21 protein-coding genes are annotated in these 24216 nt (G+C 68.1%); 13 read left to right on the top strand and 8 right to left on the bottom strand.

Translation table 11 applies throughout. The features are described from left to right. The first annotated feature begins 52 nt into the window (after positions 1–52). From U5798_RS19075 to U5798_RS19085, 3 genes are read left to right on the top strand one after another with little or no spacing between them, the layout of a single operon-like run. Positions 53–742 (top strand): ABC transporter permease, encoded by a 690-nt coding sequence (locus U5798_RS19075; protein ID WP_124452854.1) that lies wholly within the window; start codon positions 53–55, stop codon positions 740–742. Continuing rightward, on the top strand, positions 739–1452 hold the full coding sequence (locus tag U5798_RS19080) for an ABC transporter permease (RefSeq protein WP_059233487.1): 714 nt from the start codon (positions 739–741) through the stop codon (positions 1450–1452). Before U5798_RS19075 ends, U5798_RS19080 begins: the two co-directional genes overlap by 4 nt. A gap of 18 nt (positions 1453–1470) precedes the next feature. Further along, the gene (locus U5798_RS19085; protein ID WP_124452853.1) at positions 1471–2250 is read left to right on the top strand and encodes an ABC transporter ATP-binding protein; all 780 of its coding nucleotides are present in this window, start codon (positions 1471–1473) and stop codon (positions 2248–2250) included. 54 nt (positions 2251–2304) lie between these two features. On the opposite strand, the gene U5798_RS19090 is transcribed toward U5798_RS19085, so the two are convergent. Beyond that, positions 2305–2802 (bottom strand): GNAT family N-acetyltransferase, encoded by a 498-nt coding sequence (locus tag U5798_RS19090; RefSeq protein WP_124452852.1) that lies wholly within the window; start codon positions 2800–2802, stop codon positions 2305–2307. Positions 2803–2935: 133 nt separating this feature from the next. Here U5798_RS19090 and U5798_RS19095 point away from each other — a divergent pair, with 133 nt between their 5' ends. Both U5798_RS19095 and U5798_RS19100 read left to right on the top strand, forming a co-directional pair. Next, entirely contained in the window at positions 2936–3862 is a 927-nt protein-coding gene (locus U5798_RS19095) for a LysR family transcriptional regulator (RefSeq protein WP_322082880.1), read from the top strand. Between the two features lie 544 nt (positions 3863–4406). Next, the gene (locus U5798_RS19100) at positions 4407–5486 is read left to right on the top strand and encodes a porin (RefSeq protein WP_124452851.1); all 1080 of its coding nucleotides are present in this window, start codon (positions 4407–4409) and stop codon (positions 5484–5486) included. 142 nt (positions 5487–5628) lie between these two features. On the opposite strand, the gene U5798_RS19105 is transcribed toward U5798_RS19100, so the two are convergent. Continuing rightward, positions 5629–5967, bottom strand: coding sequence for a P-II family nitrogen regulator (locus U5798_RS19105; protein WP_006398637.1), 339 nt, complete (start codon positions 5965–5967; stop codon positions 5629–5631). Between the two features lie 83 nt (positions 5968–6050). Next, positions 6051–7757 (bottom strand): NAD+ synthase, encoded by a 1707-nt coding sequence (locus tag U5798_RS19110; RefSeq protein ID WP_322082865.1) that lies wholly within the window; start codon positions 7755–7757, stop codon positions 6051–6053. A 109-nt stretch (positions 7758–7866) separates the two neighbouring features. On the opposite strand from U5798_RS19110, the gene U5798_RS19115 reads away from it, so the two are divergent. After that, positions 7867–9045 (top strand): GNAT family N-acetyltransferase, encoded by a 1179-nt coding sequence (locus tag U5798_RS19115; RefSeq protein WP_322082866.1) that lies wholly within the window; start codon positions 7867–7869, stop codon positions 9043–9045. A gap of 61 nt (positions 9046–9106) precedes the next feature. Here the strand turns inward: U5798_RS19115 and U5798_RS19120 are convergent, their stop codons facing one another. Continuing rightward, entirely contained in the window at positions 9107–11353 is a 2247-nt protein-coding gene (locus U5798_RS19120) for a glycoside hydrolase family 3 C-terminal domain-containing protein (protein WP_322082867.1), read from the bottom strand. A 145-nt stretch (positions 11354–11498) separates the two neighbouring features. Between U5798_RS19120 and U5798_RS19125 the strand changes: the two genes are divergently transcribed. After that, positions 11499–12533 carry a helix-turn-helix transcriptional regulator gene (locus U5798_RS19125; RefSeq protein WP_322082868.1) on the top strand — a complete coding sequence of 345 codons (1035 nt, stop codon included), beginning with the start codon at positions 11499–11501 and terminating at the stop codon, positions 12531–12533. A gap of 49 nt (positions 12534–12582) precedes the next feature. Continuing rightward, positions 12583–13401, top strand: a complete 819-nt coding sequence (locus U5798_RS19130; protein WP_322082869.1) for a GIY-YIG nuclease family protein — start codon at positions 12583–12585, stop codon at positions 13399–13401. Between the two features lie 54 nt (positions 13402–13455). Here the strand turns inward: U5798_RS19130 and ppa are convergent, their stop codons facing one another. After that, entirely contained in the window at positions 13456–13983 is a 528-nt protein-coding gene (gene ppa, locus U5798_RS19135; RefSeq protein ID WP_011352863.1) for an inorganic diphosphatase, read from the bottom strand. Positions 13984–14244: 261 nt separating this feature from the next. Here ppa and U5798_RS19140 point away from each other — a divergent pair, with 261 nt between their 5' ends. The 5 genes from U5798_RS19140 (at position 14245) to U5798_RS19160 (ending at position 19838) form a co-directional block, all read left to right on the top strand. After that, positions 14245–15684, top strand: coding sequence for an aldehyde dehydrogenase family protein (locus tag U5798_RS19140; protein WP_322082870.1), 1440 nt, complete (start codon positions 14245–14247; stop codon positions 15682–15684). 75 nt (positions 15685–15759) lie between these two features. Further along, positions 15760–16518: an SDR family oxidoreductase gene (locus U5798_RS19145; RefSeq protein WP_322082871.1), complete on the top strand. Its 759-nt coding sequence runs from the start codon at positions 15760–15762 to the stop codon at positions 16516–16518. Positions 16519–16665: 147 nt separating this feature from the next. Next, positions 16666–17970 carry an MFS transporter gene (locus U5798_RS19150; RefSeq protein WP_124452836.1) on the top strand — a complete coding sequence of 435 codons (1305 nt, stop codon included), beginning with the start codon at positions 16666–16668 and terminating at the stop codon, positions 17968–17970. Between the two features lie 231 nt (positions 17971–18201). Further along, positions 18202–18615, top strand: coding sequence for a helix-turn-helix domain-containing protein (locus U5798_RS19155; RefSeq protein ID WP_322082872.1), 414 nt, complete (start codon positions 18202–18204; stop codon positions 18613–18615). Then, positions 18612–19838, top strand: a complete 1227-nt coding sequence (locus tag U5798_RS19160) for an alpha/beta fold hydrolase (RefSeq protein WP_322082873.1) — start codon at positions 18612–18614, stop codon at positions 19836–19838. Before U5798_RS19155 ends, U5798_RS19160 begins: the two co-directional genes overlap by 4 nt. A 94-nt stretch (positions 19839–19932) precedes the next feature. Here the strand turns inward: U5798_RS19160 and U5798_RS19165 are convergent, their stop codons facing one another. From U5798_RS19165 to hemC, 3 genes are read right to left on the bottom strand one after another with little or no spacing between them, the layout of a single operon-like run. Beyond that, the gene (locus tag U5798_RS19165) at positions 19933–21120 is read right to left on the bottom strand and encodes a heme biosynthesis protein HemY (protein WP_322082874.1); all 1188 of its coding nucleotides are present in this window, start codon (positions 21118–21120) and stop codon (positions 19933–19935) included. A gap of 2 nt (positions 21121–21122) precedes the next feature. Next, positions 21123–23093, bottom strand: a complete 1971-nt coding sequence (gene hemDX, locus U5798_RS19170) for a fused uroporphyrinogen-III synthase HemD/membrane protein HemX (protein WP_322082875.1) — start codon at positions 23091–23093, stop codon at positions 21123–21125. After that, positions 23093–24097, bottom strand: coding sequence for a hydroxymethylbilane synthase (hemC, locus tag U5798_RS19175; RefSeq protein WP_124452826.1), 1005 nt, complete (start codon positions 24095–24097; stop codon positions 23093–23095). The genes hemDX and hemC overlap by 1 nt, the downstream gene beginning before the upstream one ends. Positions 24098–24216 lie beyond the last annotated feature (119 nt).

The raw sequence follows: 24216 nt of genomic DNA on the forward strand, positions 1-24216 counted from the left end.
GTCTTTCGCGGCGCACGACGTGCGCCCTCAGGGACCACACCAGGGACCCCATATGTTTCTACAAGGCTACGGCCCGCTGATCCTCGCTGGCACCTGGCAAACCGTCAAACTGGCGGTGCTTTCGCTCGCGCTGTCGTTCCTGCTGGGGCTGCTCGGCGCCGGCGCGAAGCTGTCGCGCAACCGCGTGACGAACGGCGTCGGCACCGTCTACACGACGCTGATTCGCGGCGTACCCGACCTCGTGTTGATGCTGCTGCTGTTCTACAGCCTGCAGATCTGGCTGAACATCGCGACCGACGCGCTCGGCTGGGACCAGATCGACATCGACCCGTTCCTCGCCGGCGTGCTCGTGCTCGGCTTCATCTACGGCGCGTACTTCACCGAAACGTTCCGCGGCGCGTTCCTGTCGGTCCCACGCGGCCAGCTCGAAGCCGGCAGCGCATACGGGATGACGAACTGGCAGGTGTTCACGCGGATCATGTTCCCGCAGATGATGCGCTTCGCGCTGCCGGGCATCGGCAACAACTGGCAGGTGCTCGTGAAGTCCACCGCGCTCGTGTCGATCATCGGCCTGGCCGACGTCGTGAAGGCCTCGCAGGATGCCGGCAAGGGCACGCTGCGGTTCTTCTTCTTCACGCTGATCGCCGGTGCGGTCTATCTCGCCATCACGACGATCTCGAACTTCGTGCTGATGTGGCTCGAAAAGCGCTACTCGACCGGTGTCCGCAAGGCTGACCTATGATCGAACTCATCCAAGAATACTGGCGCAACTATCTCTACACCGACGGCTATCGCATCACCGGTGTCGCGATCACGCTGTGGCTGCTCGTCGTGTCGATCGGCCTCGGCTTCTGCCTGTCGATACCGCTCGCCGTGGCGCGCGTGTCGAAGAAGAAGTGGCTGTCGAGCGCCGTGTGGCTGTACACGTACGTGTTCCGCGGCACGCCGCTCTACGTGCAGCTGCTGCTCTGCTACACGGGCCTCTACAGCCTGCAGGCCGTACGCGGCACGCCGATGCTCGATGCGTTCTTCCGCGACGGGATGCACTGCACGCTGCTCGCGTTCACGCTGAACACCTGCGCGTACACCACCGAGATCTTCGCCGGCGCGATCAAGGCGACGTCGTACGGCGAGATCGAAGCCGCGCGCGCGTACGGGATGTCCACCTTCACGATGTATCGCCGTGTGATCCTGCCGTCGGCGCTGCGCCGCGCGCTGCCGCTGTACAGCAACGAAGTGATCCTGATGCTGCATGCGACCACCGTCGCGTTCACCGCGACCGTGCCGGACATCCTGAAAATCGCGCGCGACGTCAACTCGGCGACCTACATGTCGTTCCACGCGTTCGGCATCGCCGCCCTGCTCTATCTCGTGATCTCGTTCACGCTCGTGTGGCTGTTCCGCCAGGCCGAGCGCCGCTGGCTCGCGTATCTGCGCCCGCAAGGCAAGTAAGTTTTCGCAGGAATATTGATGAATTCCCAGACCCAGAAGCTTTTCGTCGACGAACTCCACAAGCGGTACGGCGACAACGAGGTGCTCAAAGGCGTGTCGCTGAGGGCGAACTCGGGCGACGTGATCAGCGTGATCGGCTCGTCCGGCTCCGGCAAGAGCACGATGCTGCGCTGTATCAACTTCCTCGAGCAGCCGAACGCGGGCCGCATCTTCGTCGACGGCGAGGAAGTGCGCACCGCGCTCGACAAGACGGGCGCGCTGCGCGCGGCCGATACGAAACAGCTGCAGCGCGTGCGCACCAAGCTGTCGATGGTGTTCCAGCACTTCAACCTGTGGTCGCACATGAACGTGCTCGAGAACGTGATGGAAGCGCCCGTGAACGTGCTCGGCATCCCGAAGAAGGAAGCCGAGGATCGCGCGCGCGAGTATCTCGAGAAGGTCGGCCTCGCACCGCGCGTCGAGAAGCAGTATCCGTCGCATTTGTCCGGCGGCCAGCAGCAGCGCGTGGCGATCGCCCGCGCGCTCGCGATGCATCCGGACGTGATGCTGTTCGACGAGCCGACGTCGGCGCTCGACCCGGAACTCGTCGGCGAAGTGCTGAAGGTGATGCAGAAGCTCGCCGAGGAAGGCCGCACCATGATCGTCGTCACGCACGAGATGGGCTTCGCGCGCAACGTGTCGAACCACGTGATGTTCCTGCACCAGGGCCGCGTCGAGGAAGAAGGCGTGCCGTCCGAGGTGTTTGCCAACCCGAAGAGCGAACGCCTGCGCGGGTTCCTGTCGGGCAGCCTCAAGTAACCCGCACGAAACGCACGCCGTTCGAACGGGCGCCCCGCGGCGCCCGTTTTGCGTTTACGCGGCGCTCACCGGCGCGCCGTCGGCGAATGCGCGCAGTGCATCGCCCGCCAGCCGGTAACGCACCCATTCGCTCTGCGGCGCCGCGCCGACGCTCTCGTAGAAGCGGATCGCCGGTTCGTTCCAGTCGAGCACGCTCCATTCGAACCGGCCGCAGCCCGACTCGACCGCGATCCGCGCGAGCGTCTTCAACAGCCGCAGCCCGGCGCCCGCCCCGCGAAAACGCGGCGACACGTACAGATCCTCGAGATACAGGCCCTGCCGCGCGAGCCAGGTCGAATACGAGAAGAAATAGATGGCGAAGCCGGCCGGCTCGCCGTCGACCTCGCAGACCAGCGCACGCGCCGGCGAGCCTTCGCCGAACAGGCTGCGTTCGAGCGACGCGGGCGTCGCGATCACTTCATGCTCCGCCTTCTCGTAGACGGCCAGCTCGGTAATGAACCGCAGGATCAGCGGCACGTCGGCGACGGTGGCGGAACGGATATCGATTTGCACGGGTTGAGCCCTCCTCCGGCCCGGACTTGAAACGGAAAGCGACGCCATGCGCGTGCGCTGGCACCGATCGAACCGTCATGCTACGTTCATGCCATGCCTGCAGGAAGTGCAGTTTCTTCATCCTTACCTGAACATGATGCATCCTGAACTGCGCCGCCTCGACCTGAACCTGCTGCTCGTGTTCGACGCGCTGTACCGCCACCGGTCGGTCGCGGCAGCCGCGCACGAGCTCGCATTGAGCCCGTCCGCGTTGAGCCACGCGCTCGCGCGGCTGCGCGACGCGATCGGCGACGCGCTGTTCGTGCGCCTCGGCAACGAAATGCAGCCGACCGTGCGCGCTGACGACATCGCCACGTGGGCCGGCGACGCGCTCGACGCGATGTCGAAGGGGCTCGCCCGCGCGCGCCGCTTCGATCCCGCGCACAGCGACCGCACGTTCGTGTTCGCCGCGACCGACTACACCACGTTCGCGGTGCTGCCGGCATTCCTCGCGCGGATCCAGCACGTCGCACCGCACCTGCGGATCCGCGTCGTGCATTCCGACCGGAAGATATCCGTGGACGAGCTCGCGGCCGGCCGCATCGACTTCGCGCTCGGCTATCACGAGGAATCGGCGGCCGACGCGCCGGGCATCGAGGATTTCGACTGGTTCTCCGACGACTACGTCGTGATCGCGAGCGCCGCGCATCCGGCGATCCGCCGGCGGCTGACGCTCGATCAGTACCTGGCCGCCCGCCACGTCGTCGTCACGCCGTGGAACGAATCGCGCGGCGTGGTCGACTACGTGCTAGACCGGCTCGGCCTCGCGCGGCACGTCGCCGTGCAGTTGCCGACGGTGCTGGCCGCGCCGTTCGTGATCGCGGAATCCGAACTGCTGATGACCGTGCCGAACCGCGCCGCGCAGGCGCTGCGGCACGCGGCGCCGATCCGCCTGTTTCCGGCGCCGTTCGAGATTCCGCGCTACACGGTGAAGGTCTACTCGCACGCGAAGCATGCACGCACCGATGCGCACCGCTGGATTCGCGCGCAGTTGCTCGCCGCGCGGCCGGGCCCGGACTGAGTGCCGCACGCCTTGCGCGGCGGGCGTTTCAGGCGCCACCCGGCAGTCGCCGAAACTGCCCGAATCATTACGAAATACTTACCAATTTCGCGACTTTCGCGCTTACGCCCGCGCTTTCGCAACGTCAATAGTGGCAATCCTTGACCCCTATTCGCGGAATTCGTGTCTCCCTTGCAGGACAAGGGTTTTCCGGTAATCGCCAACCCCAGGTGCACCTGTTGCGCACCGTGTTGCATGGCAATTTGGCGACAGCGGTTAGTCAAACAACGATTTCCATCGCCACAAAATTGTATTTTTGCTAAATTAGTAACCAAAGTAGCAAAACGAAGTTCGTGAAATGTAGTTTAGCTTCACGACACAACAAGGAGACCCCGCAGGCCGACCCGGCTGCGCGGGACCGCTCAACGGTTTTCCGTCTGCTTGCCCGCGTGCCGCGCTTACCGGCCCTGCACGAGGTCTCCCTGGTTATCCCGCTTTTGCCCGGCGCTCGCGCTCCGGGCATCTCGTGCAGTCTGGGTTGACTTTTTGACAGGGTATGGAGGAGATGATGAAGAAAGCTTTGGTCGCGGCCGCGCTGATGGCTGCTGGGGTGGTGACGGCGCACGCGCAGAGCAGCGTCACGCTGTATGGTCGCCTGGATGCCGGCCTTGAGTACCTGAACGGCCTGCAAAACGGCCACCAAGTGCGCGCGGAAAGCGGCGACTGGGGCACGAGCCTGTGGGGCTTGAAGGGTAGCGAGGACATCGGCGGCGGCAACAAGGTTCTGTTCCACCTCGAAGGCGCGTTCAACACGATGACGGGCGGCTTCAGCGGCTCGATCTGGGATCGTTTCGCGACCGTCGGCATCTCCAACGACCGCTACGGTACGCTGCTGCTGGGTCGCGAACTCGCGATCGCCAACGGCGTGTGGGACTTCGACCCGTTCGGCCAGTCGGCCTGGTCGACGGCCTCGCTGGTGCGCGGCCGCAACTGGAACAAGACCAGCAACAACGTGTCGTACCAGTCGCCTTCGCTCTACGGCCTCGACTTCTACGGCCAGTTCTCGTTCTCGAACTCGACCAGCTTCAACGGCAACACGACGGCCGGCCAACCGGGCCGTGCAATGGGCGGTCAGGTCACCTATACGAACTCGCTGTTCCAGTTGCGCGGCATCTACGACGAAACGCGCGACAGCAACGGCCGCTTCTCGGACGTGTTCAACTACTCGCGTGAATACTTCGCGGGCGTGAACGTGTTCCTCGGCCAGTTCAAGGTTCAGGCGGCTTACCAGGCATCGCGCGCCGACGGCAGCGGCGGCCCGGCAGTGAACGCCGGCGTGACGGGCACCCAGCAGGTGTGGGGCGGCGTGACGTGGCAGGCCACGCCGGCAGCGGCGCTGATCGCAGCCGTGTATCACGTGAACGCGAACCACGGCGGCGGCAACGCGAACATCTACACGGTCGGCGGCTCGTACAACATCTCGAAGCGCACGCTGTTCGACCTGCAGGTCGCAACGGTGCGCAACAGCAAGAACGCCAACTTCGGCCTGAACGCGAACGGCGCCGGTACGGCCGTGTCGACGGGCAACCCGAATCCGGGCGGCAGCCAGACCGGCGTCTACGCCGGTATCCAGCACCTGTTCTGATCAGGCGCCGTCAAAGAACGATTCGACAACACTTTCCACGCTGCTGCGAGAGGCGCGTATCGGTGCGGTACCCAACCGGGTATCCGCACCGTTTTTTATTCGGCGGGACCGACTTGGTACGGCCCGGTGACGAACGCGGCGCTCAGACGGCCGCTTCGTTCTCTTCGCCGGTGCGGATGCGGATCACGCGCTCGACGTCCGACACGAAGATCTTGCCGTCGCCGATCTTGCCGGTACGCGCCGCGCCGATCACCGCGTCGATCACCTGGTCGACCTGCGCTTCCGCGACGACCACTTCGATCTTCATCTTCGGCAGGAAGTCGACGACGTATTCGGCGCCGCGATACAGCTCGGTATGGCCCTTCTGGCGGCCGAAGCCCTTCACTTCCGTCACGGTCAGGCCCGTGAGACCCACTTCGGCGAGCGCTTCGCGGACTTCGTCCAGCTTGAACGGCTTGATGATGGCGGTGATGCGTTTCATGATGGTTGTCCCTCAATGCTCGTTTGGATGAAAAATCGCGTTCCCGATTGTAAGCCGGCGAGCCGCATCCGGCCCAGCACGGCTCAATCGAGACGTTCGGTAAACCGCGACGTGATCGGGTAGCGCCAGTCGCGCCCGAATGCGCGGTGCGTGACGCGGATGCCGATCGGCGCCTGGCGGCGCTTGTATTCGTTGACCTTGATGAGCCGCGTCACGCGCTCGACGTCGGCCTGCGCGTAACCGGCCGCGACGATCTCGGCGAGCGGCCGGTCTTCTTCCATGTACATCCGCATGATCGCGTCGAGCACGTCGTACGGCGGCAGGCTGTCCTGGTCGGTCTGGTTCTCGCGCAGCTCGGCCGACGGCGCGCGCGTCAGGATCCGCTCGGGGATCACGTCGCGCAGCGGGTAGTCCGCCGTTTCGTTCCGATAGCGGCAGAGCCGGTACACGAGCGTCTTCGCGATGTCCTTGATCACCGCGAAACCGCCGGCCATGTCGCCGTACAGCGTGCAGTAGCCGACCGCCATCTCGCTCTTGTTGCCGGTCGTCAGCACGATCGAGCCGAACTTGTTCGACAGCGCCATCAGCAGCGTGCCGCGGATGCGCGCCTGGATGTTCTCCTCCGTCGCGTCTTCCGCGCGGCCCGCGAACTCGTCGGCGAGCGCCGCGCGGAACGCGTCGAACATCGGCGCGATCGCGATCTCGTCGTAGCGCACGCCGACGCGCCGCGCCATCTCCGCCGCATCGGTGGTCGAGATGTCGGCCGTGAAGCGCGACGGCATCATCACCGCGCGCACGCGTCCGGGCCCGAGCGCATCGCACGCGACGGCCAGCACCAGCGCCGAATCGACACCGCCCGACAACCCGATCAGCACGCCGGGAAAACCGTTCTTGCCGATGTAGTCGCGCACGCCGGTCACGAGCGCACGGTACACCTGCGCATCCGTCGACAGCTCGGGCGCGATCGCGCCCGGCAGCGGCCGCGCACCGTCGAATTCGACGATCGCATGGCCTTCGTCGAACTGCGGCATCTTCGCGACGAGCGCGCCCTCGCCGTCGAGCACGAACGAGCCGCCGTCGAACACGAGCTCGTCCTGGCCGCCGACGAGGTTCACGTACACCATCGGCAGCCCGGTCTCGCGGATCCGCGCGCGCAGGATGTCGACGCGCACCGCTTCCTTGTTCATGTGGTACGGCGAGCCGTTCGGGATCAGCAGCACCTGCGCGCCGGCCGCCTTCGCGATCTGCGCGGCCGAGGCATGCCATGCGTCCTCGCAGATGATCACGCCGTATTTCACGCCGTTCAGCTCGAACACGAGCGGCTCGGTGTCGGTCGCGAAGTAGCGTTTCTCGTCGAACACCTCGGCGTTCGGCAGATCCTGCTTGCGGTAGGTGCCGACGATCTCGCCGCCGACGATCAGCGACACGGCATTGAAGGTATCGGTGGGCGGCACGCCGCGCTCGATCGGGCGGTTTGCATTACCATCGACGCCTGGCGCGCGCGCATCGCTGCCCGGACCGCGCAACGGATGGCCGACCAGCACCGCGAGCCCGTCGAACGCCTTCAGCGCATCGGCCAGGGCATCGAGCGCGGCGGCCGCCGCCGCGTAGAACGCGGGCCGCAGCAGCAGGTCTTCCGGCGGATAGCCGGACAGCGCGAGTTCGGGCGCGACCATCAGCTGCGCACCATCGTTGTGCGCGGCGCGCGCGGCCGCGACGATCCGCGCGACGTTGCCGGCGAAGTCGCCGACGGTGACGTTGATCTGGGCAAGTGCGAGTCGGGTCTTCATGGCGGGATCGGCGCAGCCCGGCGGCGCGCCCTGAACGGCTGACGAAATCGGCCCGGACGCGCGCCATGGCGGCACGCATCCGGCAACATCCAACGGTACGGATTCACGCTTGAAACACGAACGCATCGATTATCGCACGGGCATCCTGTCGTCCCCCGCCGAGGTGCCGGCCGACGAATGGAACGCGCTGCTCGCACGCGACGCGCAGCCGACGCCGTTCCTGCGCCACGAATTCCTCGACGCGCTGCACGTCGCACGCTGCGCGGTCGACGATACCGGCTGGTCGCCGCACTTCGTCACGCTGACCGACGAGCGCACCGGCCGTCTCGCCGCCGCCGCGCCGGTTTACGCGAAACAGCATTCGTACGGCGAATACGTGTTCGACTGGGCGTGGGCCGACGCGTACCAGCGCAACGACCTGCCCTACTACCCGAAGCTGCTGTGCGCGGTGCCGTTCACGCCCGTGCAGGGCACGCGCCTGCTCGCGGCCGACGACGACGCGCGCCGCCGGCTCGCGGCCACGCTGCTCGCGTTCGCCGAGCAGAGCGACGTGTCGTCGCTGCACGTGCTGTTCCCGACCGGCGACGAAGCGCGGCTGCTCGAATCGATGGGGATGATGCTGCGCGAAGGCGTGCAGTTCCACTGGCTCAACGACGGCTACCGCCACTTCGACGATTTCCTCGGCACGCTCGAGCAGAAGAAGCGCAAGAACATCCGCGCGGAGCGGCGCAAGGTGCACGATGCGGGCGTAACGTTCCGGCGGCTGACCGGCGACCAGATTACCGACCCCGACTGGCGCTTCTTCTCGCGCTGCTACCGGCAGACCTACCGCGAGCACTTTTCGAGCCCGTACCTGAACCTCGATTTCTTCCGCACGATCGGCGCGACGATGCCCGAGAACCTGCTGCTCGTGATCGCGGAAGCCGACGGCCGGCCGATCGCGAGCGCGCTCGCCGTATACCGGCGCGACGAGCACGGCGGCGGCACGCTGTACGGCCGCTACTGGGGGGCGATCGAGCACGTGCCCTGCCTGCATTTCGAAACGGCCTACTACCAGTTGCTCGAATTCTGCATCGAGGCCGGGCTCGATACGTTCGAAGGCGGCGCGCAGGGCGAACACAAGCTCGCACGCGGTTTCCTGCCGACCGTCACGCACTCCGCCCACTGGCTCGCGCACCCGGCGTTTTCCGACGCGGTCGCGCGCTTTCTCGAACGCGAGACCGAACATATCCACGCGTACGTCGACGAACTGCGCGAACACGATCCGTTCCGGCGCGGCAGCGCGTAGCATACAAAGATGCAGCGAGGCCGCGACCGGCCTCGCCACATCACGCACGGCCGCCCCCGGCTCAGTGCGCGGCGAGCGTCACCGCCTGCGACAGCGCCTGCGGATCGCGCGACGACGCGGCCGCCGACAGCGTGTAGCTGCCCGCGCCGATCCGCCACGCATGCGCATTCGCATCCCAGACCGCGAAGCGCTGCGCCGGCACCGCGACGCTGACCGTGCGGGCCTCGCCCGGCTGCAGCGCGACCTTGGTCCAGCCGACGAGCCGCTTCGGCGGCTCGCCGAGCGACGCCGGCAGCGCCGCGTAGATCTGCACCGTCTGCGCACCGGCCCGCGCGCCCGTGTTCGTCACCGTCACGCCGACCGTCACGTTGCCCGATGCGTCGGCCTTGGCCGACATCGCCGACAACCCGTACGTCGTGTACGACAGCCCGTAGCCGAACGGGAACAGCGGCTCGATCGCCTTCGCATCGAACCAGCGATAGCCGTACGCGAGGCCTTCCGCATAGACGGTCTGCGTGCGCGACGGATCGATCGTCGGCTGCGGCAGGTCGGCCTCCTGCTTCGGGAACGTCAGCGGCAAGCGGCCCGACGGGTTCGCGTCGCCGAACAACAGGTCGGCGATCGCCTGGCCGCCCTGCGCGCCCGGATACCACGCGTCGAGCACGCCATGCACGTTCGCGAGCCACGGCATCAGCACGGGGCTGCCGTTCTCGAGCACGACGATCACGCGCTTCGCCTTCGCGGCGACGGCCGCGATCAGCGCGTTCTGGTCGTATTGCTGGTTGTACGGATCGGCCTTCGCGTCGGGCAGCGACAGGCTCGCGAGGTCGAGCCCTTCCGTCTGCCACTGCGTCGCGAACACGATCGCGACATCGGCCTGCGCGGCCGCGCTCGCCGCGGCATTCGCGTCGGTGCCGTCGAGATAGCTGACCGATGCATTCGGCGCCTTCGCGCGGATCGCCGCGAGCGGCGCGGACTTGTACCAGGTCGCGCAGCCGCCGAACAGCATGTCGGCCGGTTGCTGGCAGGTCGTCACCGCGTTGCCGTCGATCGCCGGCACCGCGCCCGAGCCGCCGCCCGACAGCACGCCCGCGTCCGCATGGCCGCCGATCACGACGACCGACTTGAGCGCGCCGGCCGCGAGCGGCAGCACGGGCTGCGCATCGCCCGGCGCGGCTGCGTTCTTCAGCAGCACGGCGGACTGCCGCGCGATCGCGAGCGCATCGGCGTTGCCGGCGGCCTCGTCGATCGCGCCGCCCGCCTTCGGCGGAGCATCCATCACGCCGATGCGGATCAGCGTGCGCAGCTTGCGCTGCACCATGTCGTTCAGCCGCGCGGCCGACACGCTGCCGGCCTGCAGCGCCGCGCGCAGCTTCGCGTTGAAGTACGAGCCGAGCGGCGCGTTGCCGTCGTCGGCCGCGCCCGGCTGCTCCTCGTCGAGCCCGGCCTGCACGGCCGCGACGGTCGAATGCGTCGCGCCCCAGTCCGACTGCACGACGCCCTTGAAGCCCCATTCGTTCTTCAGCACGGTCGTCAGCAGAGTCGGGTTCTCGCACGCGTACACGCCGTTCAGCTTGTTGTACGAGCACATCACGTTGCCCGGCTGGCCGTCCTTCACGCCGATCTCGAACGCGAGGAGTTCGGCCTCGCGCATGGTCCGCTCGTCGACGACCGAATCGATCGTCATCCGGTTGGTTTCCTGGTCGTTGAACGCGAAATGCTTGATCGTCGCGATCACCTTCTGCGCCTGCGTCGCCTGCGTGCGCGCGGCACTCAGCGTGCCCGCGAGCACCGGATCCTCGCCCATGTATTCGAACGTGCGGCCGTTGCGCGGCTCGCGCGCGAGGTTCACGCCGCCGCCGAGCCCTTCCGCGAAACCGAGCGCGCGCAATTCGAGCGCGATGCGCGTGCCGTAGGTGCCCGCGAGCGCCGGGTCCCACGTCGCCGCGAGCGCGACCGGCGCCGGCAGCGCGGTCACGCGCGCGTTCTTCACGTTCACGCCGCCCGCCGAATCGGCGCTGCTGACCGCCGGAATGCCGAGCCGCGGCACGCCCGGGATGTAGCTCGCGCCGTTCAGCGCGCCGGCCGGGAACGGGCCGCCCAGGTCGAGTGCGGGCATGCCCGTGCCGTGCACGAGCTGCAGCTTCTCGTCGGTCGTCAGTTGCGCGACGAGCGCGGCCGCGCGCTGGTCGGCCGCCGCATCGGGGTCGGCCGGGGCGTGGATGTCGTCGCCGCCGCACGATGCGAGCAGCACCGTGAGCGCGCACGCGGACGCAATCGTCGAACACCGGAACAGCGAAGTTTTCATTGATCCTCCAGAATCGTTCTGTTGTACTTGTGGCTCGACTCCAGAGTCTAAAAATTGACCGGTCACCACGCTTGACCGGCAGGAGCATGCGTTGACCTCTCGCAGCGGGGACAAACCCGAACGGCATGACGACAGGGAGACAGACATGGAGTTGCAACAGAAATCGGTATCCGTCCGGATCTACCGCTGGCTGTGCGAAGACGCGCGCGCGAACGGCATCGATCCCGCACCGCTCTTCGACACGCTCGGCATCGGGCCGGCCGAACTCGCCGACGACACGCGCCGCATCGCGGGCGACCGGCATGTGGCCGCCATGCAGCTGACGAGCGGCTGGCCGCTGTCGTGGCATCGGCCGCCGCCGCAGGTCGTGCCGTGGCTCGTGCCGTTCCCGGAACTCGCGGGCGTCACGTGCAATGCGGCGACGCTGCGCGACGCACTGCACGGCTACCTGCACTATCGCGAGCTGATCGGCAACGTCGACTGGGTGTTCGCGCACGAGAACGGCGACGCGATCGCGCTCGAATACGTGAACGAAGGCGACGGCCGGCACGCGGGCAGCGCATTCACGAACCTCGCGATCCTCGCGGCGCTCGCGCGCCTGTACGATCCGCACGCCCGCATCGACGACGCCGAATTCGCCGGCCGCGCGTTCGCGCCCGTTGCCGCGCTGCGCGACATGCTCGGCGCACCGGTATCGTTCGACGCCGCGCACAACCGCCTCGTGCTGCGCTCCGCGCACTTCGACACGCCGTTCGAGCGCTACAACGCGCCGCTCGCCGGCATCCAGCGTCACGCGGCCGACGCCGCTCGCGAGCGCGTGCGTGCGCGCTCGACGTTCGGCTCGTCGGTCGCGCAATGCGTGCGCGACTGGCTGCGCACGTCCGACGAGGTCGACGTGCCGACCGACACGCTGATGCAGCACGTGTGCACGCGCTTCGCGATGTCGCGCTGGACGCTGCGCCGGCGGCTGCATCGCGAGGCCGTCGGGTTCCATGCGCTCGTCGCGCAGGCGCGGCTCGGCGAAGCGCGCGACCTGCTGCTGAACACACAGCTGCCGATCGGCGAGATCGGCGCGCGCGTCGGCTTCCGGTCGACGAGCGCATTCACGCGCTTCTTCACCCGCGAACTCGGTGCGGCGCCGAGCCGCTTTCGCGACGGGCACGGCGACCGGTGGCGTTGACGGGCGCTTTTTCTGAGACACTGGCGGCTTCGCATCCCGCCGCCCTGCCATGTCCTGGTTTCTGTACCTGATCGAATGCGCCGACGACAGCGTCTACACGGGCATCACGACCGACGTTGCCGCGCGCTTCGACGAACACGCGTCCGGCAAGGGCGCGCGCTACACGCGCTCGCGCAAGCCGCGCGCGGTGCTCGCATCGTTTCCGTTGCCCGACCGGTCGAGTGCGTCGCGCGCCGAGTACTGGGTGAAGCAGCTCACGGCCGCGCAGAAGCGCGAGCTGGCGACCGGATTGCGGACGCTCGAATCGGTGTTGCCTGTCGTGGTGACGCTCGATGAAAGCGAAGACGCGGCCGGGTTGAAGGCTGGCACGCGCAGACGGAAGAAGGTAAAGGCGGAAGCCGCCGACGATACGGCGCAGGCGGTTGCAACGGATCCGGTTGCCGGCAAAAACGCGACGACCGGGAAAGTCGCCAAGTCTGCGAAGCCTGCAAAAGGCAAGCAAGCCCCGAAGGCCGCGAAGGCCACGCCGGACACGAAACGTGAGAAAACCGGCACCGACACAGTCGCAAAAAAGACCTCGCCGGGTAGCGCGTCGGTAAAGAAGACCAACACGTCCGGATCCGCGTCATCGAAAAGGAAAACCCCGGTCGCCGCCGGCAAACCCGTCGCGAACGGCCGCGAAGACGCCGCGCCCGCACCGGCTCGTCGCCGTTCGTCGGCCGCGAAAGCCGTGAAAGAGATCGCGCCCTCCGTTACCGCGCCCCGCGTAAAACGCACGAAGGGTTCACCGGTCGCCTCGCCCCCGCCGGCCCCCACACCCGCACGCAAGAAACCCGCGCGCACAAAACAAAACCGCGCGGCCTCCTGAGGAGACACGCGCGGTTTGCGTTCCGTACGAACCGGCCGCCGGCCGGTACGCCGCTTACTTCTTGTAGTTCGCGGCGCCGTCGGTGATTTCCTTGTGCGCGGCTTCGATGCCGGCCCAGCCTTCGACCTTCACCCACTTGCCCTTCTCGAGCGCCTTGTATTGCTCGAAGAAGTGCTTGATCTGGTCCTTCAGGTACTCGGGCACGTCGTCGATCGACTTCAGGTTCGCCGTCATCGGGCAGACCTTGTCGTGCGGCACGGCAACCAGCTTCGCGTCGACGCCCGACTCGTCGGTCATCTGCAGCATGCCGAGCACGCGCGAACGCACGATCGAGCCGGCCAGCAGCGGGAACGGCGTGATCACCAGCACGTCGACCGGATCGCCGTCACCCGACAGCGTCTGCGGAATGTAGCCGTAGTTCACCGGATAGCGCATGCCCGTGCCGATGAAGCGGTCGACGACGAGAAGGCCCAGTTCCTTGTCCGCCTCGTACTTCACCGGATCGCTTTGCGCGGGAATCTCGATGATCACGTTGAAATCTTGCGGCAGGTCCTTGCCGGCCGGAACATGATTGAAGCTCATGAGCACTCTCTGTAGGTCGATGGGAATTCGGGACAGGGCGCCGCGGCCGTTGCACCGCCGCGGGCGTCCCCCAAGGGAATGCGCCATTATAGCCAATCGACCGGTGGCGTCCGGATGACGATCGGCGCGATAATCGTTCCGGATGGTCGGCCATCGAATCGCCGGCCGCGTCGCACGGGGCCTGCCTCGGCGCTGAAGCGCCGTCGCCGGTCGGCCGGCCGCGACGCATGGAAACCGAGTCAGCGCAGGACAGGAGCAGGCATGGAAGAGGCGAAGCACTTCATTGCGGGCGAATGGACGTTGCCCGCACAACTGGAAACCATCGCGGTCGTCGATCCGTCCGACGGCCAGCCGTTCGCGACGATCGCCCGCGGTACCGCACCCGACATCGAGCGCGCGGTCGCCGCGGCCCGCGACGCCTTCGCGGGCCCGTGGGGCGCCACGAGCGCAGCCGAGCGCGGCCGCGTGCTGATGCGGCTGTCGGCGCGCGTCGCCGATTCGATCGAGGAACTCGCCGCGATCGAGGCGCGCGACACCGGCAAGCCGCTGAAGCAGGCGCGCGCCGACGCGGCCGCGCTCGCGCGCTACTTCGAGTTCTACGCGGGCGCCGCCGACAAGCTGCACGGCGAAACCCTCCCCTACCAGGCCGGCTACACGGTGCTGACGGTGCGCGAGCCGCACGGCGTCACGGGCCACATCGTGCCGTGGAACTACCCGATGCAGATCTTCGGGCGCAGCGTCGGCGCGGCGCTCGCGGCCGGCAACGCCTGCGTCGTCAAGCCGGCCGAGGACGCGTGCCTGTCCGTGCTGCGCGTCGCCGAGCTCGCCGCCGAAGCCGGGCTGCCGGTCGGCGCGCTCAACATCGTCACCGGCTACGGCCATGAAGCCGGCGCCGCACTCGCGCGCCATCCTGGCATCGACCACATCTCGTTTACGGGTTCGCCGGCCACCGGCAAGCTGGTCGCGCAGATGGCGGCCGAGAACCACGTGCCCGTCACGCTCGAGCTCGGCGGCAAGTCGCCGCAGATCGTGTTCGCCGATGCCGATCTCGAAGCGGCGCTGCCCGTGCTCGTGTCGGCGATCGTGCAGAACGGCGGGCAGACCTGCTCGGCCGGCAGCCGCGTGCTGATCGAGCGCGCGGTGTACGAGCCGCTCGTCGAGCGCCTCGCCACCGCGTTCAACGGCCTGCGTGTCGGCCCGAGCCGCGCCGATCTCGACTGCGGCCCGCTGATCAACGCGAAGCAGCAGCAGCGCGTGTGGGATTTCCTGTCCGACGCGCAGCACGACGGCATTCCGATGGCCGCGCACGGGCAGGTCGTCGCCGACGCACCCGAAAGCGGCTTCTACCAGGCCCCTGCGCTGTTGCGCGACGTACCGCCGCCGCACCGCCTCGCACAGGAAGAAGTGTTCGGCCCCGTGCTCGCCGCGATGCGTTTCGTCGACGAAGACGAAGCCGTCGCGCTCGCGAACGGCACGCCGTACGGCCTCGTCGCGGGCATCTGGACGCGCGACGGTGCGCGCCAGATGCGTCTTGCGCGGCGCCTGCGCGCGGGCCAGGTGTTCATCAACAACTATGGCGCGGGCGGCGGCGTCGAACTGCCGTTCGGCGGCGTCGGCCACTCGGGCCACGGCCGCGAAAAAGGCTTCGAGGCACTGTACGGCTTCACCGCGCTGAAGACGATCGCGATCCGCCACGGCTGAACGCGCGGCGCGCGATACGCGGCCGGCCGCATCGCGACACACGACGACTCTCATAACCAGCACAGGAGACACACCATGCGGTTGAGCGGCAAGACGGCCATCGTCACGGGCGGCGGCTCGGGTTTCGGCGAAGGCATCGCGAAGACGTACGCGCGCGAAGGCGCGAACGTCGTCGTCAACGACCTGAACGGCGCGGCAGCCGAGCGCGTCGCGAGCGAGATCGCGCTCGCGGGCGGCAAGGCGATCGCGGTGGCCGGCGACGTGTCGAAGCAGGAAGACTGGCATGCGCTGCTGCAGGCCGCGCTCGACGATTTCCACGCGGTGCAGATCGTCGTGAACAACGCGGGCACCACGCACCGCAACAAACCCGTGCTCGACGTGACGGAAGCCGAGTTCGACCGCGTATACGCGGTCAACATGAAGAGCCTGTTCTGGTGCGTGCAGACCCTCGTGCCGTACTTCCGTGCGCAGGGCGGCGGCGTGTTCGTGAACGTCGCGTCGACGGCCGGCGTGCGGCCGCGCCCGGGCCTCGTCTGGTACAACAGCACGAAGGGCGCGATGATCACCGCGAGCAAGTCGCTCGCGGCCGAACTCGGTGCCGACCGCATCCGCGTGAACTGCATCAACCCCGTGCTCGGCGAGACGGCGCTGATGACCGAGTTCATGGGCTGCGAGGACACACCGGAAAATCGCAGTCGCTTCCTCGCGACGATCCCGCTCGGCCGCTTCTCGACGCCGCAGGACATCGCGAACGCCGCGCTGTACCTTGCGTCCGACGAAGCCGAATTCATCACCGGCGTCTGCCTCGAAGTCGACGGCGGGCGCTGCATCTAGCTGTAACAGGCGGCACGATTACCCTTCTTGCTTCACACGAAACCGGATCGGACACGCCGCTGCGTCTGCTCCGGCCAACTACAAGGACAGCGGTACATGGGATCCAAGCAACCGCTAAAGCGCTAACTTGGATCGACAGGAGACAACATGGCAACATCGACGCAATCGCTGCCGGGCTCGTCCGGCGCATTCGAGGAAGCAACCTACCGAAAGGTGTCGTGGCGGCTCGTGCCGCTCCTGCTGCTGTGCTACGTGGTCGCGTATCTCGACCGCGTGAACGTCGGGTTCGCGAAGCTGCAGATGGCGAGCGACCTGAACCTGAGCGACACCGTGTACGGGCTCGGCGCCGGAATCTTCTTCTTCGGCTATTTCCTGTTCGAAGTGCCGAGCAACATCATCCTGCACAAGGTCGGCGCGCGCGTATGGATCGCGCGCATCATGGCGACCTGGGGCGTGATCTCGATCCTGACGATGTTCGTCACGACGCCCGCGATGTTCTACGTGATGCGCTTCCTGCTCGGCGTCGCCGAAGCGGGCTTCTTCCCCGGCGTGATCCTCTACCTCACGTACTGGTATCCCGCGCACCGGCGCGGCCGGATGACGACGTTCTTCATGACGGCCGTCGCGCTGTCCGGCGTGATCGGCGGGCCGATCTCGGGCTTCATCCTGAAGGCGTTCGACGGCGTGAGCGGCTGGCACGGCTGGCAATGGCTGTTCCTGCTCGAAGGCATCCCGTCGGTGCTCGCCGGCGTGCTCGTGTTCTTCACGCTCGACGAGCGGATCGCGAAGGCAACGTGGCTCACCGACGAGGAAAAGGCGCTGCTCACCCGCAACGTCGACGCGGAAGAAGCCACCAAGGAGGACCTGCCGCTCGGCGCGGTGATGTCGAGCCCGCGCGTGTGGCTGATGGCGCTGATCTATTTCTCGTTCGTGATGGGACTCTACGGCGTCGGCTTCTGGCTGCCGACGATCATCAAGGCGACGGGCGTGACCGACACGATCATGATCGGCCTGCTGTCGGCGATTCCGTACGCGGCCGCGGTGGTCGCGATGATCCTGATCGCCCGCAGCGCGGACAAGCGCCGCGAACGCCGCTGGCACCTCGCGATTCCGGCCGCGATCGGCGCGCTCGGGCTCGTGCTGTCGGTGATCTGGGCGCACCAGACCGCACTCGCGATGCTCGGCCTCACGCTCGCGACGATCGGCATCCTGACGACGCTGCCGCTGTTCTGGAGCCTGCCGACCGCATTCCTCGGCGGCGCGGCCGCCGCGGCCGGCATCGCAATGATCAATTCGATCGGCAACCTCGCCGGTTTCCTGAGCCCGTACCTGATGGGCTGGCTCAAGCAGGCGACGGGCGCCAACGATGCGGGCATGTATATGCTCGCCGCGTTCCTCGTGCTCGGCGGATTGCTCGCGCTGTCGGTGCCGAAACGGCTGGTCGACAAGTGATGCGCGGCGCATAGCGTCTCACCGGACACGCCGGCCGACTGCCGGCCCCCGGCACGCCCCGGCAACCGGAATCCCTCCGGTCGCCGGGGCGTTTTCCATTCCGGGCAGGCGCGCCCCGGATCGGGCAGCTGCCACGCCAGCTGGATGATGGCACCTTATTCGCCAAATTACTCCCCTATACTCCTATTTATATGGAACAATAAAGAACATCAAGGGAATCAATTGCCGACCATGTTCCACACCGTCGAAGACACCGCCGCCCGCCTGCGCGTTCACCCGAAGACTGTCCTGCGGTTCATTCGCGACGGCAAGCTGCGCGCAACGCGGGTCGGCCGCGCATACCGCATCCTCGACACCGACCTCGCCGCGTTCGCGCCCACGACACCGGCCGCGCCCGTGCCGCGTGCGGTGCGCGTCACCAGCATCGTCGACATTCCGGACGCGTCGCAGTCGCTGCACCAGTACCTGTCGCGGTCGCTGCACGCGATGGCGTCCGGCCGCACGTCGTATGTCGACCCCGTGCGGATCGACGTCACGTTCGATCCCGCATCGAGCCTCGTCAAGGTCGTCGTCGCCGCGACGCCGGCCGACACGGCTGCGCTGATGTCGTCGCTCGACATGCTGCTGCAGAAAAGCGGCACATGAGCACGGTCTTCCGGTCGCCGCGCCACGCGCGTGCGATTCGCGCCGCTTACGCGGCCGCGCTGTCGCACTGGCCGGCCGGGCATCGGCGCATCACGGTGCAAACGCGCCACGGGCCGACGCACGTGATCGCCTGCGGGCCCGAACACGCGCCGCCGGTCGTGCTGATCCACGGTGCGCAGACGACGGCGGCAAGCTGGCAGCACGATGCGGCCGAATGGGCGACGGACTTCCGGCTCTACGCGATCGACGTGATCGGCGAAGCCGGACCGAGCGCGCCGTCACGGCCGCCGCTCGCGGGCGACGCGTACGCGCAGTGGCTCGACGACGTGCTGGACGGCCTGCAGGTGTCGCGCGTCGCGTTCGTCGGCATCTCGCTCGGGGCGCGAACGGCGCTCGATTTCGCGCTGCGGCGCCCCGCGCGCGTGACGCGGCTCGCGCTGCTCTGCCCGTCGGGGATCGGCCGGCAGAAGCCGTTTCTGTGGTGGGCGCTGCCGCTGCTGCTGCTCGGCGATGCCGGGCGCGCCTGCGTGCGGCGGCGCGTACTCGGCCGCCTGCCGCGGCCGTCCACGCCGGCGGAGCGTGACGCGCTCGCACTGATGCGCGCGATCGACCGCGGCTTCCGCCCGCGCCTCGAACCGATCCCGGTATTCGACGACGCGACGCTCCGCACGTTGTCCACGCCCGTATTGGCGATCGTCGGCGGCCGCGACGTGATGCTCGATTCACGCGACACGCGCGATCGCCTGACGCGCCTCGTGCCGCACGCGCAGGTCCTGTTTCTTCCGGAGCAGCCCCATTTCATCCGCGGGCAGCGCGACAACGTGCGCGCGTTTCTCGCATCGACGGAACCTACCCACATGCACCACCGAATCATTCAGGCAGCCGGCAGCCGTGTGCTGGTCCGCGATCCTTTCGCCGCCCTCGTGCAGCGGGAAAGCGATGCGCTCGAGCTCGTCGCGCTCGCGCACGAGCACGAAGCCGACTGGATCGCGATCCCCGCCGACGCGCTGCACGACGATTTCTACCGGCTCGACAGCGGGCTGGCCGGCACCGTGCTGCAGAAACTCGTCAACTACGGCGTCCGGCTCGGTGTGGTCGGCGACATCGACCGCTGGCTCGCGCGCAGCGAAGCACTGCGCGCGCTCGTTCGCGAATCCAATCGCGGACAGTCGGTCTGGTTCGTCGCGAACGAAGACGACCTGCTGCGCAGGCTCGGCGCATAACGGACGAAAAAAGGGACGGAAAGAAGGGACGAAAAAAAGCCCCGAAGGCCGCTGGGCGTTCGGGGCTTTTACGCCGTGCAGTACAGCGCCGCTGTCAGACCACGGTGATCGCGAGCGCGCTTTCGCGATAGTGCTTCGCGGCCTTGTCGGTTTCGCCGAGATGCTCGAACAGGCGCGCGAGCGCGCGATGCGCGCGCACCTTCAGCGCCTCGTTGTCGGCCAGTTTCAGCGCCGCTTCGAGGAACGACTGCGCCTTGCCCCACAGCTGCTGCTGCTGGCAGAGGCGGCCGAGCGCGAACAGCAGGTCGGCATCGTCCGGATGATCCTTCTTCCACCCTTCGGCCTTCTGGATCAGCGGCAGCGCATCGGCGCCGGCCGTGTCCGGGTAACGGCGCAGCAGACGGGCATCCCAGTTGTGCGCGAGTGCGTCCTCGACGATGCGGCGCGCTTCGTTGCGACGCTCGAGCGGCACCAGCAGGTCGGCCGCGAGATCGGCCAGACGCGGCGACTGGCGCTCGACCGGCGACAGCGACTGCCACACTTCGAGCAGGGCATCCGGGTCGTGCCGGCGTTCGCGCAACAGGTTCTCTGCAGCCTGCTGGCGCAGCCGCACGGCCGCGGCCGGATGCAGCGCCTCGCGCTTCTCGAGCGCCTTCGCGAGCTTCAGCACCTCGGCCCAGTTCTTCAGTTGCTGCTGCGCGCGCAGCGCGACCTGCTGCGCATGAATGCGCTTGCCGCCGGCCTGCATGTCGGCCAGCGCGGCGAGCGCGCCGTCGGCATCGCGCGCATCCGCGCGCATGTCGGCCGCCGCGAGCAGCCGTGCGTCCTGCCATTCGGGCGCATCGACCTTCGACAGCCAGTCGTCGCGGCGCGTGTACTCGTGCATCCGGTGCGCGGCGGTGGCCGCGACGAGACTCGCGGCGCCCAGGTTCGCATCGACCGTCAACGCTTCACGCGCGGCCTTCTCCGCGCGCGAGAAGCGGCCTGCGTACAGGTTCGAAATGGCGTCGCGCAGCGACGCCTGTGCCTTCTCGTTGCGCGAACGCGCACGATACGCGGCGACCCGCTGCGGCATGCGCCAGATGTTGCGCACGATGCGCAGCAGCGCGTACAGGACGATGAACAGCACGACGATGGCGATCACGAACAGGTTCAGCGACACGTCGATCCGGTACGGCGGATAGACGAGCAGCACCTGCCCCGCGTCGAAACGGCCGACGGTGGCGAGCGCCGCGGCGATCGCGAACAGGACCGCGAGCCAGACGATTCCTCGAAGCGTCATCGTTACCCCCGGCTCTTGAACTGCTGAACGGCGTTCAGGCTCGTGTTCAGGTTCGGCACCGCAACCGTCAGCGATGCGCCGTCAACCTGCTTGAGCAGATCCTCGACGGTCTGCGTGTCCTTCGACGCCTGATCGAAATACTTCCCGAGCGACGCCTGCGCGGCGTGCAGGTCGGCCTTCATCGCGCTGTCGTTGCGCGCGAGCAGCGACAGCCGCGCGGTGAGCAGGCGCAGCTTCACGTTCTCGCGCACGAAGTAGCCCTGGTCAGGCGACGCGAGCATCGCATCCGCGTTGTCGATCCGGCGGACCTGCACGAGGCTCTTCAGCTGCTGGCCGAGGCCGGCCGAGAAGTCGTGCCACCACACCTTCCAGCGCGGCTCGCCGGCCACGGCCGGCGATGCGGCCTCGGCCGGTGCGGCCTTCGGCTCCGCGTGCGGCACGATCGCCTCGCCGGACAGCGGCAGCGCGTCGATCTTCGCGATCGCGTCGTCGAGCTTGATCGCGAGGCCCGTGAGATCGGCGGCCGGCGCGGCCTTCAGCTTCTCGATGTCCAGCGCGAGCGCCTTGCGCACCGTGACGGCCTGCGCGCTCTGCGACGTCGCGAGACGCGCGTCGGCGTTCTGCAGCGCGATCAGCGCGAGCTGCGTGTTGCCGGTCAGCTGGAGCTGCTGGCTCGCGCTCGACAGCATCTGGTCGACTTCCTCGAGCATCCACGCGTCGCGGTTGCGCGACAGGTCCTGGTATTGCTGCTGCAGCGCCTGCTGCGCGCTCTGCGCGTCGGCGAGCTTGCCGTCGAGCTGCGCGAGCTGCGTGTCGACCTGGTGCGTGCTCGCGAGCGCCTGCTCGGTCTTCATGCGCGTTTCGGCCGCCTGCGCGTCGAGCGCCTTCTGGCGCGTGACGAACGTGCCGTCGAGGCGGTCGATCTTGCGGTTCAGCGCGTAGCCGCCGACACCGGCCGCGCAACCGAGCACGACGACGACGAACCACAGCACTGCGCTGCCGCCGCGGCGCGCGGGCGGCTCGGGCGCGCGATAAGGGGGACTGGACGGCGGCGCGGATGCAGCGGCCGGCTGGGAAGCGACGCTTTTGGAATCGTTGGTATCTGTCATGCGTTTAGTCACCGGTGCGGCTGTCGCCGGTTGGACGGCCTCGTCGGCCATCGTTCGAAACGCGCGGACGATGCGCTCATCGCCCGCGCCGGTCAGCGTAATCCTATCAAAACCCAATGCGCGAGCGGTCTGCTCGATCCGCGGGTGCGGCGTGACGAGCGGCGCATGCTTCAGCGCGTCGATCTCGGCATCGTTCAGGTGCGCCCGCGCGAGCTCGTGCAGGTTGCGCACGCCTTCCGAGCTCGTGACGAGCCACGCATGCGGCTGGCCGTCGAGCAGCGCGTGCACGCGCTCCCACGCGCCGACGCGCGGCTCCGGCACGACGCGCCGGTAGGCGGCGACGAGCGTGACGTCCGCGCCGGCCTCGCGCAGGCGCTCGGCGAGCCATTCGCGCCCGCCGTCGCCGCGCACGATCAGCACGCGCTTGGCCGCCAGCGCCTGCGCGCCGCCGAACGCGGCCTCGATGCACGCGAACAGGCTCTCGGAATCGTAATGGGGGACGCCGCCGTCGGCCGGCGCCTGCGGCGCGATCACGCGATGCGCGGGTGCCGCGATGCCGTGACGCTCGAGCGCCGCGACGCTGCCGGGCCCGACCACGCCGACCGGCAGCGCGTTCGGCCAGATCGCGCCGTACTGCGCGAGCGCGCGGTCGATCGCGTTCGGCGACACGAAAATCACCAGCGCGTAGTCGGCAAGCGCCGCGAACGCGGCGTCGAGCGGTGCCGGATCGTCGACCGGCGCAATGTCGATCAGCGGAAATTCGAGCACGTCGCAACCGGCATCGGCGAGTTGCGACGCGAGCGCATCGGACTGGCCGTCCGGACGCGTCAGGACAGCGGTGAACGCGCGCGCGCCGCCCGCCATCAGGCGTCGCCCTTGCCCGCGGCCTGCGAGCCGGCGAGCAGTGCCTGGACGATGTCGAGCGCGCCTTGCGCCTCGAGCTCGTCGGATACCGCGCGGCCGAGCGCGAGCGCATCGGCGACGGTCATCACGGCGCCGCACTCCTCGGCCGTCAGCACGCGCTTGCCGTCGGTCGTCGACACGCGGCCCGTCAGGTACAGTTCGCCCGCGCGCCACACCGCGTGCGCGGCAAGCGGCACCTCGCAGCTGCCGCCGAGCGCGCGCGACACCATCCGCTCGGCCTCGACCGCGAGCGCGGTCTGCGGGTCGTGCAGCGGCGCGAGCCACGCGGCGACGTCGTCGCGGTGCGCGGCGATCTCGATGCCGAGCGCACCCTGGCCGGCCGCGGGCGGGCTGGCCTCGACGTCGAGCAGCGTGCGAATGCGCGCTTCGAGGCCGAGGCGTTTCAGGCCGGCGGCCGCGAGGATGATCGCCGCGTAGTCGCCGCGGTCGAGCTTCGCGAGACGCGTGTCGAGGTTGCCGCGCAGCGGCAGGACTTCCAGATGCGGATAGCGCGAACGCAGCATCGCTTCGCGGCGCAGGCTCGACGTGCCGACGACCGCGCCGGCCGGCAGTGCGTCGAGCGACGCGAAGTCGTTCGACACGAATGCATCGCGCGGGTCTTCGCGCTCCATGATCGCCGCGAGCGTGAAGCCGTCGGGCAGCGCCATCGGCACATCCTTCAGCGAATGCACGGCGAGATCGGCGCGGCCGTCGGCCAGCGCGCTTTCCAGTTCCTTCACGAACAGGCCCTTGCCGCCGACCTTCGACAGCGTGCGATCGAGAATCTGATCGCCGCGGGTCGTCATCCCGAGGATTTTCACGTCACAAGCTGGATATAATTTGCGCAGCGCATCACGCACATGTTCGGCTTGCCACATCGCCAGGCGGCTCTCTCGCGAAGCAATCGTCAACGTCGCGGGCGGCTGTGCCTGTTGCGGCCCGGCCGCAGGGGTCTCGGAATTCATTGCTGGAACATCGAAGGACGGGATTGAAGATCGAACAATGGTAGCACGCACGCCCCGGCCCGCCCGGGCCCGGAGCCTGCGCCCGGCCTGCCCCTGTGCGGGTCGCGGCGCCAATGCGC

It is taken from the genome of Burkholderia sp. BCC1972 (genome assembly GCF_905339605.1).
In the GTDB taxonomy this organism is placed as follows: Bacteria; Pseudomonadota; Gammaproteobacteria; order Burkholderiales; family Burkholderiaceae; genus Burkholderia.